The sequence below is a fragment of the Klebsiella huaxiensis genome (assembly GCF_003261575.2).
In the GTDB taxonomy this organism is placed as follows: Bacteria; Pseudomonadota; Gammaproteobacteria; order Enterobacterales; family Enterobacteriaceae; genus Klebsiella; species Klebsiella huaxiensis.
This window is the reverse complement of the sequence record NZ_CP036175.1, coordinates 74,037-88,621: the sequence shown is the minus strand read 5'-3', so window position 1 is coordinate 88,621 and position 14,585 is coordinate 74,037. Positions and strand designations below refer to the sequence as shown.

Genomic DNA, 14,585 nt, shown 5'->3' with positions numbered 1-14,585 from the left:
GTGTGAGTCACTTTGCCCGGCCTTTACGCCGGGCTTTTTTATGCTTCCTGCTGGGCCGTCTGGTGCAACAGCTCCCGCAGCCACTGCTGCGCCGGGTCGCGATGGCTGCGTTCGTGCCAGGCCATGCTTTTGGTAAAACCGGGTATCGCCAACGGCGGCGGGGCGATTTTCATCCCTGACGCCATCTTCGCCAGCCGACGCGGCACTACGGCAATCATATCGCTGACCGCCAGCACCTCCGGCAGGACCAGAAAACTACTCACCGACAGCCCAACTCGCCGGGAACGACCCAGCGCCGCCAGCGCATCATCGGTCACGCCGCGAAAACTATCGCCCTGCCAGGAGACCAGCACATGCTCCAGCTCGCAGAATAAATCCAGGGTCAGCGGCGCGGCAGCCTGCGGGTGATCTGCGCGCATCAGGCACACGTACTCTTCCTGATACAGCGCCCGGCTGTGCAGATCCGGCGGCGTGGAATGCGGCGTCAGCAGCGCGATATCCACTTCACCGCGTTCGGTCTGAGCGAACAGCGTGGCGGGCGATTCCGGAATAATGCGCACGCGGATGCCCGGCGCCAGCGGCTTCAGGGCTGCGATAAACGGCACGATCACCGCTTTCAGCGCATAGTCGGTGGCGGCGATAGTCCAGGTGAAATCGGCATTGAGCGGTTCGAAAACGGCGGGCTGCAGCAGGGCTTCGGCATCAGTCAGTAGCTGTTTAACCGGCGAGGCCAGCGCCTGAGCGCGCAGGGTCGGCACCATCCCGTGCGGGGCGCGGATAAACAGCGGGTCGTTAAAGGCTTCGCGCAGCCGGGTCAGCATACCGCTCACCGCCGGTTGGGTGAGCGAAAGCCGCGCCGCCGCCCGGGTGACGCTGCGTTCATCGAGCAGCGCATCCAGCGTTTTCAGCAGGTTAAGATCGAGGTTTCTGATATCAGATTTCATGATAGCTGTCCGCAGCCGCGATAAGTCACATTATGGTACGTCCGGCAGTCGACAGCTGGCAAATTCCCATTATGATAGTGGATCTGAGGGATACCCTAAATAATTCATGTTGCAGAAAGGCGGCAAGGGAGCGACAAATTCGTCGGGAACGAATTTGACCAGCCGAAGGCTGGCCTCCGGTGAGAGGCAGGAGCCTCTCATTAGTCCTCAGGAGCATAGATAACTATGTGACTGAGGTGAACGAGCGTAGCCAACGCATCTGCAGCTTGAAGTATGACGGGTATGAAATGAGAGGATGCATGATCTGGTTAGGACTGGCCACGCTGATAGTGGTATTTGTTGTGGGATTTCGGGTGCTTACCTCTGATTCACGCCGTGCAATTCGCCGTCTGAGCGAACGATTAGGGATTACGCCGGTGCCGCTGGAGTCGATGATCGATCAGCTGGGAAAAACCGCCGGTCACGAGTATCTGCGCTACCTTGAGCGGCCTAATGAAGCGCATTTGCAAAATGCCGCTCAGGTGCTGCTTATCTGGCAGGTGGGGATCGTTGACGGCAGCGAGCAGAACCTGCACTACTGGTATCGGTTGATGCAAAAGGCCCGCCTTGCGGCACCGATTACCGAAGCGCAAATCCGTCTCGCGCAAGGTTTCCTCCGCGAGCTGGAACCGGAAATTAGCGAGCTGCACGCTCTGCAAGAACGCTATAACACGTTGTTTTTACCGGAAGATGGCGTCCACTGGCTACACTGATATCACTATCTGTAATGATGTTTATAAAAGATGGTGATTCGATTTATATCACTCTCCGGGCGCATAGTTGACCTCGTTAAAACACACACTGACGAGGTCCACCATGCAACAGCCATCGCAACAAAGCGCCATCATATGGCCGCAAGATTACCTGCCGGGCACCACCGATAACTTCGCTTCCAACGAAATCATCGTCAGCGGCCTGACGGCGGCACAAATCTGGGCGCAGCTTGACGATACCACCCTGTGGCCGGGCTACTACAGCAACGTCGCTGATATACGTTTTCACGACGGCAGCGGCCCGAAGCTGAGCGCCAACGCCCGCTTTCGTTTCTCCACTTTCGGCTTCCCGATTGAAGCACAGGTCACCGAGTACGTTCCACCGGTCGCCGGACAAGCAGCGCGCGTGGCCTGGCACGGCTGGGCAGAAGGCGATGAGACTACGCGCCTCGACGTGATTCACGCCTGGCTGTTTGAGGATTTACCCGGTAACCGGGTGCGTATTTTGACCCAGGAGTCGCAGAAAGGCGTACCGGCGCAGGAGCTGGCGCGAACCGTACCCAATCCGATGATAAACGGCCATCAGGAGTGGATTTGCGGGCTGGTAACGGCGGCGCGTAAGGCTAAATAATCGATAGTGGCCCGGAGGGATCCATTACGTCAGCACCTCCAGCCCATGTTTTTGCACGATATTGAGTAATTTCAGCGCCAGCCCACCGGGGCGTTTTGCCCCGCTTTCCCATTTTTGGATCGTGGAAACGCTGGTGTTCAGATAGAGCGCAAAAACGGGCTGGCTGACGTTGAAATGCTCCCGCAGAGCCTTAATTTCATCAGGTTGAAGATCGCTCACGTTGCTGAGACAGGCTTCATCGAAGCTGCGCATTGTCTCCTGTGGAATGGCATCAACACTGTACAAACCCGCAGCGGCGCTATGGATAGCTTCAAAAGCCGGGCTTTTGAATTTAGTTTTTGCAATCATGACAAATCTCCACCAATTCTTAAATATCGCACAACGGGCTATATTTAAATTGCTGATAAAGTGCATGCCTCTGGAATTGCCCGGCGGCGCTTTGCTTGCGCGGGCCTACAGGAAGCGATGGATTTTGTAGGCTGGGTAAGGCGTTAGCCGCCACCCGGCGAAAATGCGAGCACAGTATCTCAAACAGGTATGTTATTAGTCTTGATATGTAGCACTAGGTGCTATATTACTCCTTATTTTTACTCATCTGAACACCTAAAAGAATGATTTTTCCGGTATACGAGCAGCCACGCAAGCGCTTTGAAAAGCCTGAAAAGTTGTCAAAACGTTAAATTCGTCACATTTAAAATGTTACACTGCGCGGCTTCTCCGTATTCAACTCTGCAGGTAACTTATGACTCCTTCGAATGCATCCACGCCACACGCTAGCCCGGCAGAGCGGCCAAACTGGTCGGCGGTCTTCGCGGTGGCCTTCTGCGTTGCCTGCCTGATTACCGTAGAATTCCTGCCGGTGAGCCTGCTCACGCCGATGGCGCAGGATCTGGGTATTTCTGAAGGCGTCGCCGGACAATCGGTCACCACCACCGCGTTCGTGGCGATGTTTGCCAGCCTGTTTATCACTTCGATTATTCGCAGCACCGACCGCCGCTACGTAGTGATTCTGTTTTCAGTCTTGCTGACTGTCTCCTGTCTGCTGGTCTCCTTTGCCAACAGCTTTGCGTTACTGCTGGTGGGGCGTGCTTGCCTTGGCCTGGCGCTGGGCGGCTTTTGGGCGATGTCGGCGTCGTTGACCATGCGGCTGGTACCGATGCGCGTGGTGCCCAAAGCGCTATCGGTGATTTTTGGTGCAGTGTCGATAGCATTAGTGATCGCCGCGCCGTTGGGCAGCTTCCTTGGCGGGATTATCGGCTGGCGTAACGTTTTTAACGCCGCGGCGGTCATGGGCGTGGTCTGTACGATTTGGGTGCTGAAGGCGCTGCCTTCGCTGCCGGGCGAGTCGTCGTCGCAGCAGCAAAATATGCTCGGCCTGCTGAAACGTCCCGGTGTGATGGCCGGGATGTGCGCCATCTTTATGGCCTTCGCCGGTCAGTTTGCCTTCTTTACCTATATTCGCCCGGTGTATATGACCCTCGCGGGTTTTGACGTTGACGGCCTGACGCTGGTGCTGCTGAGCTTCGGTATCGCCAGCTTTGTCGGCACCTCACTCTCTTCCATGCTGCTCAAACGTTCAGTAAAAGCGGCGCTGGCGATTGCCCCAATCGTGCTGACCATCAGCGCGGCGGTGCTGGTGTTGTGGGGAGAGAGTAAAATTGTATCGTCGACGGTGGCGGTTATCTGGGGCTTTGCCTTCGCGCTGGTGCCGGTAGGCTGGTCAACGTGGATCACCCGCTCCCTTTCCGATCAGGCAGAGAAAGCCGGGTCGATTCAGGTGGCGGTGATCCAGTTAGCCAATACCTGCGGCGCGGCGGTCGGCGGCGTAGCGCTGGACCATCTCGGCCTGCTGTCGCCGCTGGTGATTTCCGGTACTTTGATGCTGCTTACCGGGTTACTGGTGGCGACCAAAGTGCGGATTTCATCATAAATATTTGCCCCCGACGGCGCAGCGCTCGCCGGGGGATAACGTTCAATCTACCTGTTTTATCATCATAATCAGTCCCCCACCTGCCAGCGCGATAACGGCCAGAATAGGCAGGATGGGCAGATACTGGTTACCCACCACGCTAAACAAAATTGCGCCTAATACGGGCCCCAGAATTTGCGCACCGGTATTGGCAAAATTCAGGATGCCGAGGTCTTTCGCTGAATTCTCGGGATTAGGCAGCACCTCCAGATTCAATGCCTGATCGACCGAAAAGAAAATCCCCGACCCAATACCCGCAATAACTCCGTACCAGATCATCGCGGCGGGCTGCCCGTAAATAAACGGGATAACTGTGCCTGCAGCAATCAACACGGCGGCGAGAAACACCGGTTTTTTGCGGGTGCGCAGTTTGTCGGAAATCGGGCCGGAAATAGGTGCAAAGATCAGCGCGGTTATCATCGTGGCGACACCGGCGAGGGAGATATACTTCCCGGCATCGGCGCTATTGAGCCCCATTCCGCTGGTCAGGAAAAAGAGCTGATAAACGCTAAAAGCGGTAATGGTGATGGCAATCAGCATCTTGCCAAACAGCGCCAGGTAAAAGTCGCGCGCATTGCGTACCGGAAAAATAAAGTACTGGGCAAAGTTGCTGCGGTCGATTTTTTGCCGCGGCATGCTGAGGCTGGATGGCTCTTTGATAATGACTGCCGCAATCGGGCCGGAGAGCAGCATCGCCACCGCCAGAACGTAATAACCGGTATTGACTAGCTCTGGATGGCTATCGCTAAGAAAGAACCCGCCAACCACCGGGCCACCGTACTGACCGATGATAAAACCTGCGGCATAAATGGAGGAAATTAACCCCCGGTGTTTTGGCGCGATGCGGTCAGCAATGACGGCAATCAGCGGTGCAACGACAAAGTTTATAAAGGTCTGTAATAAGCACCAGAGAAGGATAAAAATCCACAGCTGCTCTTTGGTTTCAATCATTCCCAGCCCCACCATCACCAGGGCGGTCAGGACCGAGCCGGATAAAATCCACGGCGTCCGGCGGCCCCAGCGGGAGCGCGTGAGGTCAGACAGCGCACCGATAATAATGGTGGTAATCGTTGAGGTGACCGCGCCAAGAGTGCCAAGCAGAGCAAGAAAATTATTAACCTCTGAACCCCCGCCGATAATTCGACTGAGCTTGGCCGGATTCAGAACGGAATTGAGTCCCATAAATGGGGCCAGCCACAGCAGCGCGCCGATTCCGACAGCAAGACCTAAAAGTACAGGAGGTTTCGGCTGTTTTTCATTACTGACTGACGCAGACCACCCACCCAAATTAATGGTTTTATCGGTGCTATTCGTGTTCATTAGAGTAAACCTTTTATTTTAAAGGTAGTGTTTATACCCGTCATACTTCAAGTTGCAGGTGTGTTGACTGCGCTCGTTCACCCGAATCACTTACCAGAGTAAGCTCATCGGGATTCACTCCCTTGCCGCGTTACTCGGCCTATGGCCTCGCCCCTTCGGGGCCAGCGCAAGCGCTGTTCAAGGCACAAGTGCCTTGTCCTGCAACTCGAATTATTTAGGGTATATTAAAATTCAAGTGCCACTGGAGTTGCTGCTTTTATCCGGAATAAGCTTGATATAATTATTTCTGTATCGCCGAGGAGAGACCCCACAGTGGCGACGAAAAACTCTAGAGAAATAAAAGGCATCGTTATATCCGCTTAATTGTGCAATATCAGAGATAGACAGCACGGTATTTTGCAGCATATTTTTGGCGCGATATATCCGCTGTTCTTCTTTCCATTCATTAATGGTCTGCCCGGTCTCTTCGCGGAACAGATGGGACAGACGAGACGGCGACAAGCAGACCTGCGCGGCGAGGTCGGCGATGCTCAAATCCTCGGTGATATGCCGGTTCAGATAGAGACAGACCTCTTCCACCCTGGCATCGCGCGTTTTCTTCTGCGTATCTTCCTGTAGTCGATAACAATTCAGGATGATACGTTCAAGAACGTTCATTGATATTGCCTCTGACAGCGCGTCGCCTTCAGAAAAGAAGGTAATCGCCTCGCTGAACAGCGTCTTCATTAATTCACCATCGTGCTCACTTTTTAACGTGAGTTTGCCAGGTTCACCTTCGCTACCTTGCCAGGTGAGCCAATTATGCCAATATGGTCGCGGAATAAAATAAATCCAGAAATGATCCCAGCAGTCGCTGGTTTCATCTCGCCCATAATGATGCGGCACGCCGGGTGGAAAAATGAGTAAGTCATTTTTTTCGCAGGTAATATATGTGCCTTCTTTGGTTTTTACCCACGCTTTTCCCCTCACGGTAATATTAATAATATACCCTTCCATTCCGTCCGGACGGTCTATCGGGGTATCGAGAGGACCGCTGCGGACAACCGGTGTGAATCCAGCCACCAGATACGCATCAAAGGTAAAACACATACACCACCTCGCGAAAATTACCGTGATTTTACAAACAACCGCATGCCCCAGGCATCAATCTCAACGCGTTCTCCCTGATGATACCGCTTCCCGCTCAGTGGTTCCGTCACTTCGGCCTCAGTACGGATTGTTGCAGGCGTAGCGCAATAATTGAAAATAAATTGCACCGCCTCGCCCCGGTTGTTTACGGCGCGGCGAACAACCAGCGGCCACTGATACTCTGGCGTAGAGGAGACCAGCGGCGTATCTGATGAGAGCGCGCTAAACAGGTCAAATATTACCTTGCTGGAGGGCAGACAGCCGACATAGAGCGCCTGTCCTTTACCGTAATTCGACAGCGTGGCAGCGGCATATTTTCCCCAGACCGGGTGGTCATAACGCAGCAGAACGGCGGTCTCTTCAGTGTTCGGCGTCAGCAGCTCCATCCACATTTCCGGGCGTTCATCAGGGGCGCAAATCAACGTCTCTGCTTCGGCCCGAAGCCCCACGTTTTCTGGAATGACGAACTGGCTATAGCTGACGCCGCAGCATTTATTCAGAATCGCAGGCTGGGTTTCAGCACGCACCCTGACATTCTCATCACAAAATCCGGACTTAAAGCCAATCAGCACTTTGCCGCCGTTTTCAACAAACTGATTGATACGCTCAAGCTGCTCGTCGGTTGCACAGTAGAGCGCCGGGATAACCACGACCTTGTATTGACTGTTCTGCGGTTCAAGAGTGTTGATGATATCCACCGCGACATTATTGTCATAAAGCGCATCCCAGAACCGTCGCAGGATATCGTTGTAAACGTAATGACCGTGGTTGTTCAGCCCGGGCTGCGGCGTATCGGGTTTAAACCAGTTCATGGCTTCCATCGCATCATTGCTGACCAGAATCGCGACATCGTTTTCCACGCGCAGTTCGTTAAGAACGCCGGACAACTGAGCCATCTCCTGACCGATAGTCATCGCCTCCTGGTAAGTAGGGCCCGGGGCGAAATCATGGCTGATAAGCCCTTTCCAGTAGGTTTCATAGGAGTTGTGGATGGAATGCCAGTGCCAGTAAGAAACCATGCTGGCGCCGCTGGCGATATGGCTGAATGCCTGCAAGCGTAGTTGGCCGGGCCACGGCGTCCATTTGGCAAAACCCTGGGCCTGCGTCTCCATAACATAATAGTTACGCCCATTTTTCAGGTTTCTCGCCACATCGCCGCTGAAGGCTATTTCCCGTCCGCTAAGATGATCCTGACCTGGGTGATAAACGTCGACGCTGACAACGCTCATTGCCTGCGCGGCAGAGAAATGATCGACCTGCGGCTGAAGCCCAAAAGAATAACCGCGCCATTCAAAATCGAAGTTTTGCGTAACAAACTGCTCTGGCCGCGCGTATTCCCGTACGATATCGGCCTGCCAGGCCAGATACTCCGCGACCTTCTCCCGACGAAAGCGGGCAAACGCGCAGCCGAGGCTGGCGTTGATGGTGCTGGCGACCGGGGGAAAATCTTCCCAGCAATCAATGCGATTACTCCAGTACTCAAGCCCAAAGGCATCGTTCATCTGGCGGATATCCGGGAACTGTTTTTTCAATGATGCTTTAAATGCCGACTGAATATATTCGCCAGTATTGTCATAATGCTTTGTTTCATTATCAACCTGATAGCCAATAATAGCCGGATGATGGTGAACATGATTAAGCAGAGCGCGAATAACCTTTTCGGCATGCTGAAGAAAATGCGGGTTAACAATATCCATAATCTGCCGGCGGCCATATTTTTCATGACCGCCTGGCGTGGTGACCAGCGCATCCGGGTGCTTGCGCGCCAGCCAGCCCGGGATAGCGTAGGTTGGCGTGCCGATAATAACGGAGATCCCCGCAAGGTGCATGGCATTGAGCACGCGATCGATATGGTAGAAATTAAACGTATTCTCTTCAGGCTCCAGCGTGCTCCAGGTGGATTCCGCAATTCTGACAACGTTAATGCCAGCGGCAACCATCATCTCGATATCTTTTTCCAGGCGCTCCTCACGAATGTACTCATCGTAATAGGCCACACCATAATAAAGACCTGCCATATTTAGCTTTCTCCGTGGTTTCGTTATTCGCCAATGCTGGTGACTGGAATAGAGTTAATATATTCCGGGCGTGGAGAAAAAAGCTTAATGATCCGGCTGTCTTTCCTGAACAAATCCGTTGCCAGCAGTAAAGTGTGATCGGTATTACAGGATGGTCATATTTGCTAAAAAAAACCGGATTTCGGTATGAGAACAGCGGGGAGTTATCGCGAGGGTGACAAGATACCGCCGGGCGACGCGTTTATGCCGCCCGGGGAAAGATAGTGAAGTCTACGGACGTTCGCCGTTTGCCAGACGGGCGTTGATGGCGGCAATCACGCCAGGCAAATCCGCCAGCGTATCCACCACATAGTGCGCTCCGGCGGCGTACAGCTTCCCGACGGCATGCTCGCGGCGGGTGGCGATCTCTTCGGCGGTCATCTGCTGATACTCCTCCCAGGTGGCACCGAACTCGTTGCCGGAAACCGCCAGGCCCACGCTCCACATCCCGGCGTTTAATCCCTCGGTAATTCCCGGCGCGGAATCATCGACCTTGACGCAGTGGGCAACCGCATCGATCCCTAAAGCAATCACGTTCTGTAACGCCATCCACGGACCGGGACGTCCTCCGGCGGCGAGGTCGTCCGTCGCCACCCAATAGTCTGGCGCATAGCCTTGCGCTGCTGCTGCGGGAACCAGTTTTTCCATCACCGGACGCGGGTAGCCGGAGCAGGAACCAATCTTCACGCCATCAGCCCGAAGCGAGGCAATTGTGTCGATAACCCCGGCTATCGGTGCGGAAAAATCAACGACTTTGGCAATTTGCAGCGGCATAAAGGCGGCATAGATAGCATCAATATCGGCGGCGTTCATCACGCGGCCAAACTTAGCCTGCCAGCGAGCGTTCACGGCGGGAAGTTTTCCCAGCGCTTCAATGTGTTGCCATTTTCCGAGGCCCATCGGCACCCGCGCCTCTTCAAGGGTAATTTCCACATCAAAGGCCTGGCGAAAGGCTTCAACGAAAATCTGCGTCGGTGCAAAAGAGCCAAAGTCGACGGTGGTGCCAGCCCAATCAAGAATAACGGCATTAATACGGTTCATGGCGGTTCCTTAATATTGCCAGTACATGGCATTTTTGATGGCCGCCAACAGGGCGGTGATGTCGGCGTCGTACACTTCGCCGATGTTGCCGATGCGGAAGCAGTCGCTCTGCGACACCTTGCCGGGGTAGATCACAAACCCCTGCTCTTTGAGCTGCTGATAGAAATCCTTAAAGCGATACTGCGGGGCGACCGGGGAGTAAAATGCGGTGATGATTGGCGAGTGCAGGCTATCGTCGAGCAGCGGTTGGAAACCTAACTCGCGCATTCCCGCCACCAGACGCCGCTGATTCGTGCTGTAGCGCTGATGGCGAGCGCTCACGCCGCCTTCTTCTTCCAGCTCCTTCAGCGCCTGGGCGAAGGCCAGGACGGTATGGGTCGGTGAGGTAAAACGCCACTTACCGTGGTTATCTTCCATACAGCGCCACTGGGCGTAGAGGTCCAGCGACAGCGAGCGCGAACGGCCTTTGCAGGTTGCCAGTTCGGCTTCCCGGGCAATAACGAACGCAAATCCAGGAACCCCCTGAATGCATTTGTTGGCGGAGCTGATCAGGTAATCAACATTCAACGCGGCAACGTCCATGGGAATGCCGCCGAAGCTGCTCATGGCATCGACGATATAACGTTTGCCGTACTGTTTCGCCAATGCTGCAACGTCTTCAATCGGGTTAAGCATCCCGGTGGTAGTTTCACTGTGCACCATGGCGATATGAGTGATCGCCAGGTCGGTTTGCAGGATCTGTTCGATCGCCACCACGTCCGGGCGAGAGACTTCGCCGCAGTCGTACGGGTGATGAGCAATGCCCATCAGCTCCGCCATCTCGATCATCCGTGCGCCGTAGGCACCGTTGCTGATAATCAGCACCTTGTCCTGAGGGCCGATAGCGCTGCCGAGCACCGCTTCGACCGCGTAGCTGCCGCTGCCTTGTAGCAGCACAGAGGTGTAGCCCGCGGCTGGCGTCGCCAGTTCCACTAGATGTTGGCGGATGGCCTGAACCACGCCAAGGTTGTAGTCGTCGTCCCAGGTACAGCTATCGAAAAGCATGGCCTCTTTTACCGTACGGGAGGTGGTCAGCGGGCCGGGGGTCAGCAGCAGATAATTGCGGGTGGTCATCTTTTTCACCATTTGGTCTATACCAGGTATTTTTTATAATGACGATCGCGGCCTGAAAAGGTCAAAGGGAAAGTGGTGCTGCAACAAAAAATTCATCTGGTTATGTATAATGACCGCATCAAATTTAGCCGCGAGCGAACATGAAATCACCCTCTGGCGAGACCCCGCAGTACCTGCTGATCAAGGCGCAGCTTCAGGTGCGCATTCAAAACGGCGCGCTGAAGAGCGGCGACAAGCTGCCGTCCGAACGCGAGCTGTGCGCGCTGTTCAACACGACCCGAATTACGGTGCGCGAGAGCCTGGCGCAGCTTGAAGCCAGTGGCGTAATCTACCGCGCCGATCGCCGTGGCTGGTTCGTCACGCCGGAGCGTCTGTGGCTGGATCCAACGCAGAATACCAACTTCCATAAGCTGTGCCTGGAGCAGGGGCGGGAGCCGAAAACGGTGCTGCTGGACGGGCGTTTAGCCGCGGTTCCGCTGGATGTGATGACACCGCTGGCGCTACAACCGTTTGACCAGGTTTACCTGCTCACTCGTCTGCGCCATGCCGACGGGCGGGCAATTTGCTACTGTGAAAACCACTGTCTGCCCGCCAGAGTTCCGGAGCTGCTGCGCCACGATCTTAACGGCAGCCTGACTGAGATTTATCAGGCCCACTATGACCTGATATATACCAGCATGCATTTGTCGTTCTGGCCAACCTCAATGCCGCCGCAGGCCGCCGAAGCGCTGGGAGTGATGGAAGGGCGCCCGGCGCTGCTGCTGCGCCGCCTCAACTACGATCAGCACGGGCGAATTCTCGATTACGACATCGAATACTGGCGTCACGATAGCCTGCGTATCGAAGTCGATACTCATTGATTGCACCGCCTTCGGGGAATGCGCCGGGCCTGATACATCGGCACTGCTGCTTCCCGGTGGCGCTACGCTGACCGGGCTACGGGATCGAGCAGTCTGCTGGTTTGGTAGCCCGGACAGGCGCGTCAAGCGCCGCCTCCGGGATCGGTCTCCACGTTGAAATCCTCTGCATCATGCTTCCCGGTGGCGCTACGCTGACCGGGCTACGGGATCGAGCAGCCTGCTGGTTTGGTAGCCCGGACAGGCGCGTCAAGCGCCGCCTCCGGGATTGGCCTCTGCGTTGAAATCCTCTGCATCATGCTTCCCGGTGGCGCTACGCTGACCGGGCTACGGGATCGAGCAGTCTTCTGGTTTGGTAGCCCGGACAGGCGCGTCAAGCGCCGCCTCCGGGATTGGCCTCTGCGTTGAAATCCTCTGCATCATGCTTCCCGGTGGCGCTGCGCTGACCGGGCTACGGGAGCGCGCAGCCTGCTGGTTTGGTAGCCCGGACAGGCGCGTCAAGCGCCGCCTCCGGGGAAAGTAACGCACTGCTGTTTTTAACCCTTTCGACACACTTTATTCATCGTTTTGTCATAAACCCCCGGTAGCGTGAAAGCCAATCTGGTATAGACCATTTAATTCACTCACCCGAAAAGGCTGACACGATGAAACTCTCCCGACTCGCTCTGCTATCCGCTATCGCCCTCGCCAGCGCCCCGGTTTGGGCCGATGGCGTGGTGACCGTTTATTCCGCCGACGGTCTGCACGATGGCGACAACAGCTGGTATCAAAATCAATTTGACGCCTTCACAAAAGCAACGGGGATCAAAGTGCAGTACGTTGAAGGCGGCTCCGGGGCGATTGTCGAGCGTCTGGCGAAAGAGCGTACCAATCCACAGGCTGATGTGCTGGTGACGGTTCCGCCATTTATTCAGCGCGCCGCCAAAGAGCAGCTATTAGCCGAATTTAAGCCGCAGGGCAGCGAACAGATCCCCGGCGTCCACGACCGCTACTCGCCGCTGGTCAACAACTACCTGACCTTCATCTATAACAGCAAGCTGCTGAAAGCCGCCCCGGCCAGCTGGCAAGATCTGCTCGATAGCCGCTTCAAAAACAAGCTTCAATACTCCACGCCGGGCCAGGCGGGCGACGGCACCGCCGTGATGCTGCAGGCGTTCCACAGCCTCGGTAGCAAAGACGCGGGTTTCGACTATCTCGGCAAACTTCAGGCGAACAACGTTGGCCCGTCGGCTTCGACCGGCAAGCTGACCGCGCTGGTCAACAAAGGCGAGTTGTACGTCGCTAACGGTGACCTGCAAATGAACCTGTCGCAGATGGCGCGTAACCCGAACGTACAAATTTTCTGGCCAGCAGACGCGAAAGGCGAACGTAGCGCGCTGGCGCTGCCCTACACCGTCGGCCTGGTACAGAACGGTCCGAACAGCGAAAACGGCAAAAAGTTGATTAACTTCCTGCTCGATAAACCGGCTCAGACCAGCGTCAGCGCGCTCTCCTGGGGGTTGCCGATACGCAGCGATGTGGCACCGGAAGACGCTAACTTTAAAGCGGCGAAAGAGGCGCTCGACGGCGTGAAAAGCTGGGAACCGAACTGGGACGATGTTGCGGTTTCACTGTCGGCGGATATTGCCCGCTGGCATCAAGTGACGGACAGCGAGTAAGCGTGATGTTGATGAAAACGACTGCCTCTCACACCCCATTATTGGCGGGAACCACCGGGATTATCCTCGACTCGCTGCGCGTTTCTTATCACGGCAACGTGGTGCTAAAGCCGCTGTCATTGACCATTGAACCGGGCGAAGTGCTGGCGCTGATTGGCCCCTCTGGTTCCGGGAAAACCACAGTGCTGCGGGCGATAGCCGGATTTGTACAGCCCGCGGGTGGTCGAATTTTGATTGGCGACACCGACGTCACTCATCTGCCGCCGTATAAACGCGGCCTCGGGATGGTGGTGCAAAACTACGCCCTTTTCCCGCATATGAAGGTGGAAGATAACGTTGCTTTTGGCCTGCGGGCGCAGAAACAGTCGAAAGCGCTGATCGCCGAGCGAGTCAACGAAGCGCTGAAAATCGTTGGTATGGCGGATTACGCCAGCCGTTATCCGCATCAGCTCTCAGGCGGCCAGCAGCAACGCGTCGCCATTGCCCGCGCTATCGCCGTGCGCCCACGAGTACTGTTGCTCGATGAACCGCTCTCGGCGCTGGATGCGCAAATCCGCCATAACATGGTGGAGGAAATCGCCCGCCTGCACCGCGAACTGCCGGAACTAACGATTCTCTACGTCACCCACGATCAGACCGAAGCCCTGACCCTGGCAGACAAGATTGGCATCATGAAAGATGGTTCGCTGATTGCCCACGGCGAAACCCACCAGCTCTACCACTATCCCCCCAACCGCTTTGCCGCTGAGTTTCTCGGGCGCGCCAATATCCTGCAGGCGACGGCGCTGAAAGATACTTCGGGGCCGGGGCTGGTCAGCGTCAGCTGCGGCGGCGGGCTGATTAATGCTTTCAGCTATGGCGGCCAGCACGGTAACAACAAGCTGTTATGCATACGCCCGCAGCATATGAGCCTCTCACCGCGAACGGCCACCAGCAACCGACTTAACGTCACCTTGACGTCGGTGCACTGGCAGGGTGATTTGACCCACCTGGTATGCGACGTCGCGGGGGAAGCGGTACGCATCGTAATGACCCACGTGGATCCGCTGCCGCGTGCGGGCGACAAGCTGGCGCTCTATTTTGAACCCAATGATGCGGTCCTGATCGAGGTGTAA

At 55.7% G+C, this 14,585-nt stretch carries 13 protein-coding genes; 6 read left to right on the top strand and 7 right to left on the bottom strand.

Annotated elements, in window-relative coordinates; all coding sequences use genetic code 11:
- Positions 1–38 precede the first annotated feature (38 nt).
- On the bottom strand, positions 39–944 hold the full coding sequence (locus DA718_RS00400; protein WP_112216091.1) for a LysR family transcriptional regulator: 906 nt from the start codon (positions 942–944) through the stop codon (positions 39–41).
- A gap of 299 nt (positions 945–1,243) precedes the next feature.
- On the opposite strand from DA718_RS00400, the gene DA718_RS00390 reads away from it, so the two are divergent.
- The gene (locus DA718_RS00390) at positions 1,244–1,696 is read left to right on the top strand and encodes a DUF1198 domain-containing protein (protein ID WP_112216093.1); all 453 of its coding nucleotides are present in this window, start codon (positions 1,244–1,246) and stop codon (positions 1,694–1,696) included.
- A 103-nt stretch (positions 1,697–1,799) separates the two neighbouring features.
- Entirely contained in the window at positions 1,800–2,327 is a 528-nt protein-coding gene (locus tag DA718_RS00385; RefSeq protein WP_112216094.1) for an SRPBCC family protein, read from the top strand.
- Between the two features lie 24 nt (positions 2,328–2,351).
- Here DA718_RS00385 and DA718_RS00380 read toward each other — a convergent pair whose 3' ends face one another.
- Positions 2,352–2,675: a helix-turn-helix domain-containing protein gene (locus DA718_RS00380; RefSeq protein WP_112216095.1), complete on the bottom strand. Its 324-nt coding sequence runs from the start codon at positions 2,673–2,675 to the stop codon at positions 2,352–2,354.
- 394 nt (positions 2,676–3,069) lie between these two features.
- Here DA718_RS00380 and nepI point away from each other — a divergent pair, with 394 nt between their 5' ends.
- Positions 3,070–4,257 carry a purine ribonucleoside efflux pump NepI gene (nepI, locus tag DA718_RS00375; RefSeq protein WP_112216096.1) on the top strand — a complete coding sequence of 396 codons (1,188 nt, stop codon included), beginning with the start codon at positions 3,070–3,072 and terminating at the stop codon, positions 4,255–4,257.
- A gap of 42 nt (positions 4,258–4,299) precedes the next feature.
- On the opposite strand, the gene DA718_RS00370 is transcribed toward nepI, so the two are convergent.
- The 5 genes from DA718_RS00370 to phnW all read right to left on the bottom strand — a co-directional run bounded on the left by DA718_RS00370 (position 4,300) and on the right by phnW (position 10,955).
- Positions 4,300–5,616 (bottom strand): MFS transporter, encoded by a 1,317-nt coding sequence (locus DA718_RS00370; RefSeq protein WP_112216097.1) that lies wholly within the window; start codon positions 5,614–5,616, stop codon positions 4,300–4,302.
- 231 nt (positions 5,617–5,847) lie between these two features.
- A complete protein-coding gene (gene araC / locus DA718_RS00365; protein WP_112217407.1) occupies positions 5,848–6,705 on the bottom strand; it encodes an arabinose operon transcriptional regulator AraC in 858 nt (285 codons plus the stop codon).
- A 17-nt stretch (positions 6,706–6,722) separates the two neighbouring features.
- Positions 6,723–8,762, bottom strand: a complete 2,040-nt coding sequence (locus DA718_RS00360) for a beta-galactosidase (RefSeq protein ID WP_112217408.1) — start codon at positions 8,760–8,762, stop codon at positions 6,723–6,725.
- 270 nt (positions 8,763–9,032) lie between these two features.
- A complete protein-coding gene (gene phnX, locus DA718_RS00355) occupies positions 9,033–9,842 on the bottom strand; it encodes a phosphonoacetaldehyde hydrolase (RefSeq protein WP_112217409.1) in 810 nt (269 codons plus the stop codon).
- A gap of 9 nt (positions 9,843–9,851) precedes the next feature.
- Positions 9,852–10,955, bottom strand: coding sequence for a 2-aminoethylphosphonate--pyruvate transaminase (gene phnW, locus DA718_RS00350; protein ID WP_152036152.1), 1,104 nt, complete (start codon positions 10,953–10,955; stop codon positions 9,852–9,854).
- Positions 10,956–11,095: 140 nt separating this feature from the next.
- On the opposite strand from phnW, the gene phnR reads away from it, so the two are divergent.
- The 3 genes from phnR to phnT all read left to right on the top strand — a co-directional run bounded on the left by phnR (position 11,096) and on the right by phnT (position 14,585).
- The gene (gene phnR, locus DA718_RS00345) at positions 11,096–11,815 is read left to right on the top strand and encodes a phosphonate utilization transcriptional regulator PhnR (protein ID WP_112217411.1); all 720 of its coding nucleotides are present in this window, start codon (positions 11,096–11,098) and stop codon (positions 11,813–11,815) included.
- A gap of 641 nt (positions 11,816–12,456) precedes the next feature.
- The gene (phnS, locus tag DA718_RS00340; protein ID WP_112217386.1) at positions 12,457–13,470 is read left to right on the top strand and encodes a 2-aminoethylphosphonate ABC transporter substrate-binding protein; all 1,014 of its coding nucleotides are present in this window, start codon (positions 12,457–12,459) and stop codon (positions 13,468–13,470) included.
- Positions 13,471–13,475: 5 nt separating this feature from the next.
- Entirely contained in the window at positions 13,476–14,585 is a 1,110-nt protein-coding gene (gene phnT / locus DA718_RS00335; protein WP_112217385.1) for a 2-aminoethylphosphonate ABC transport system ATP-binding subunit PhnT, read from the top strand.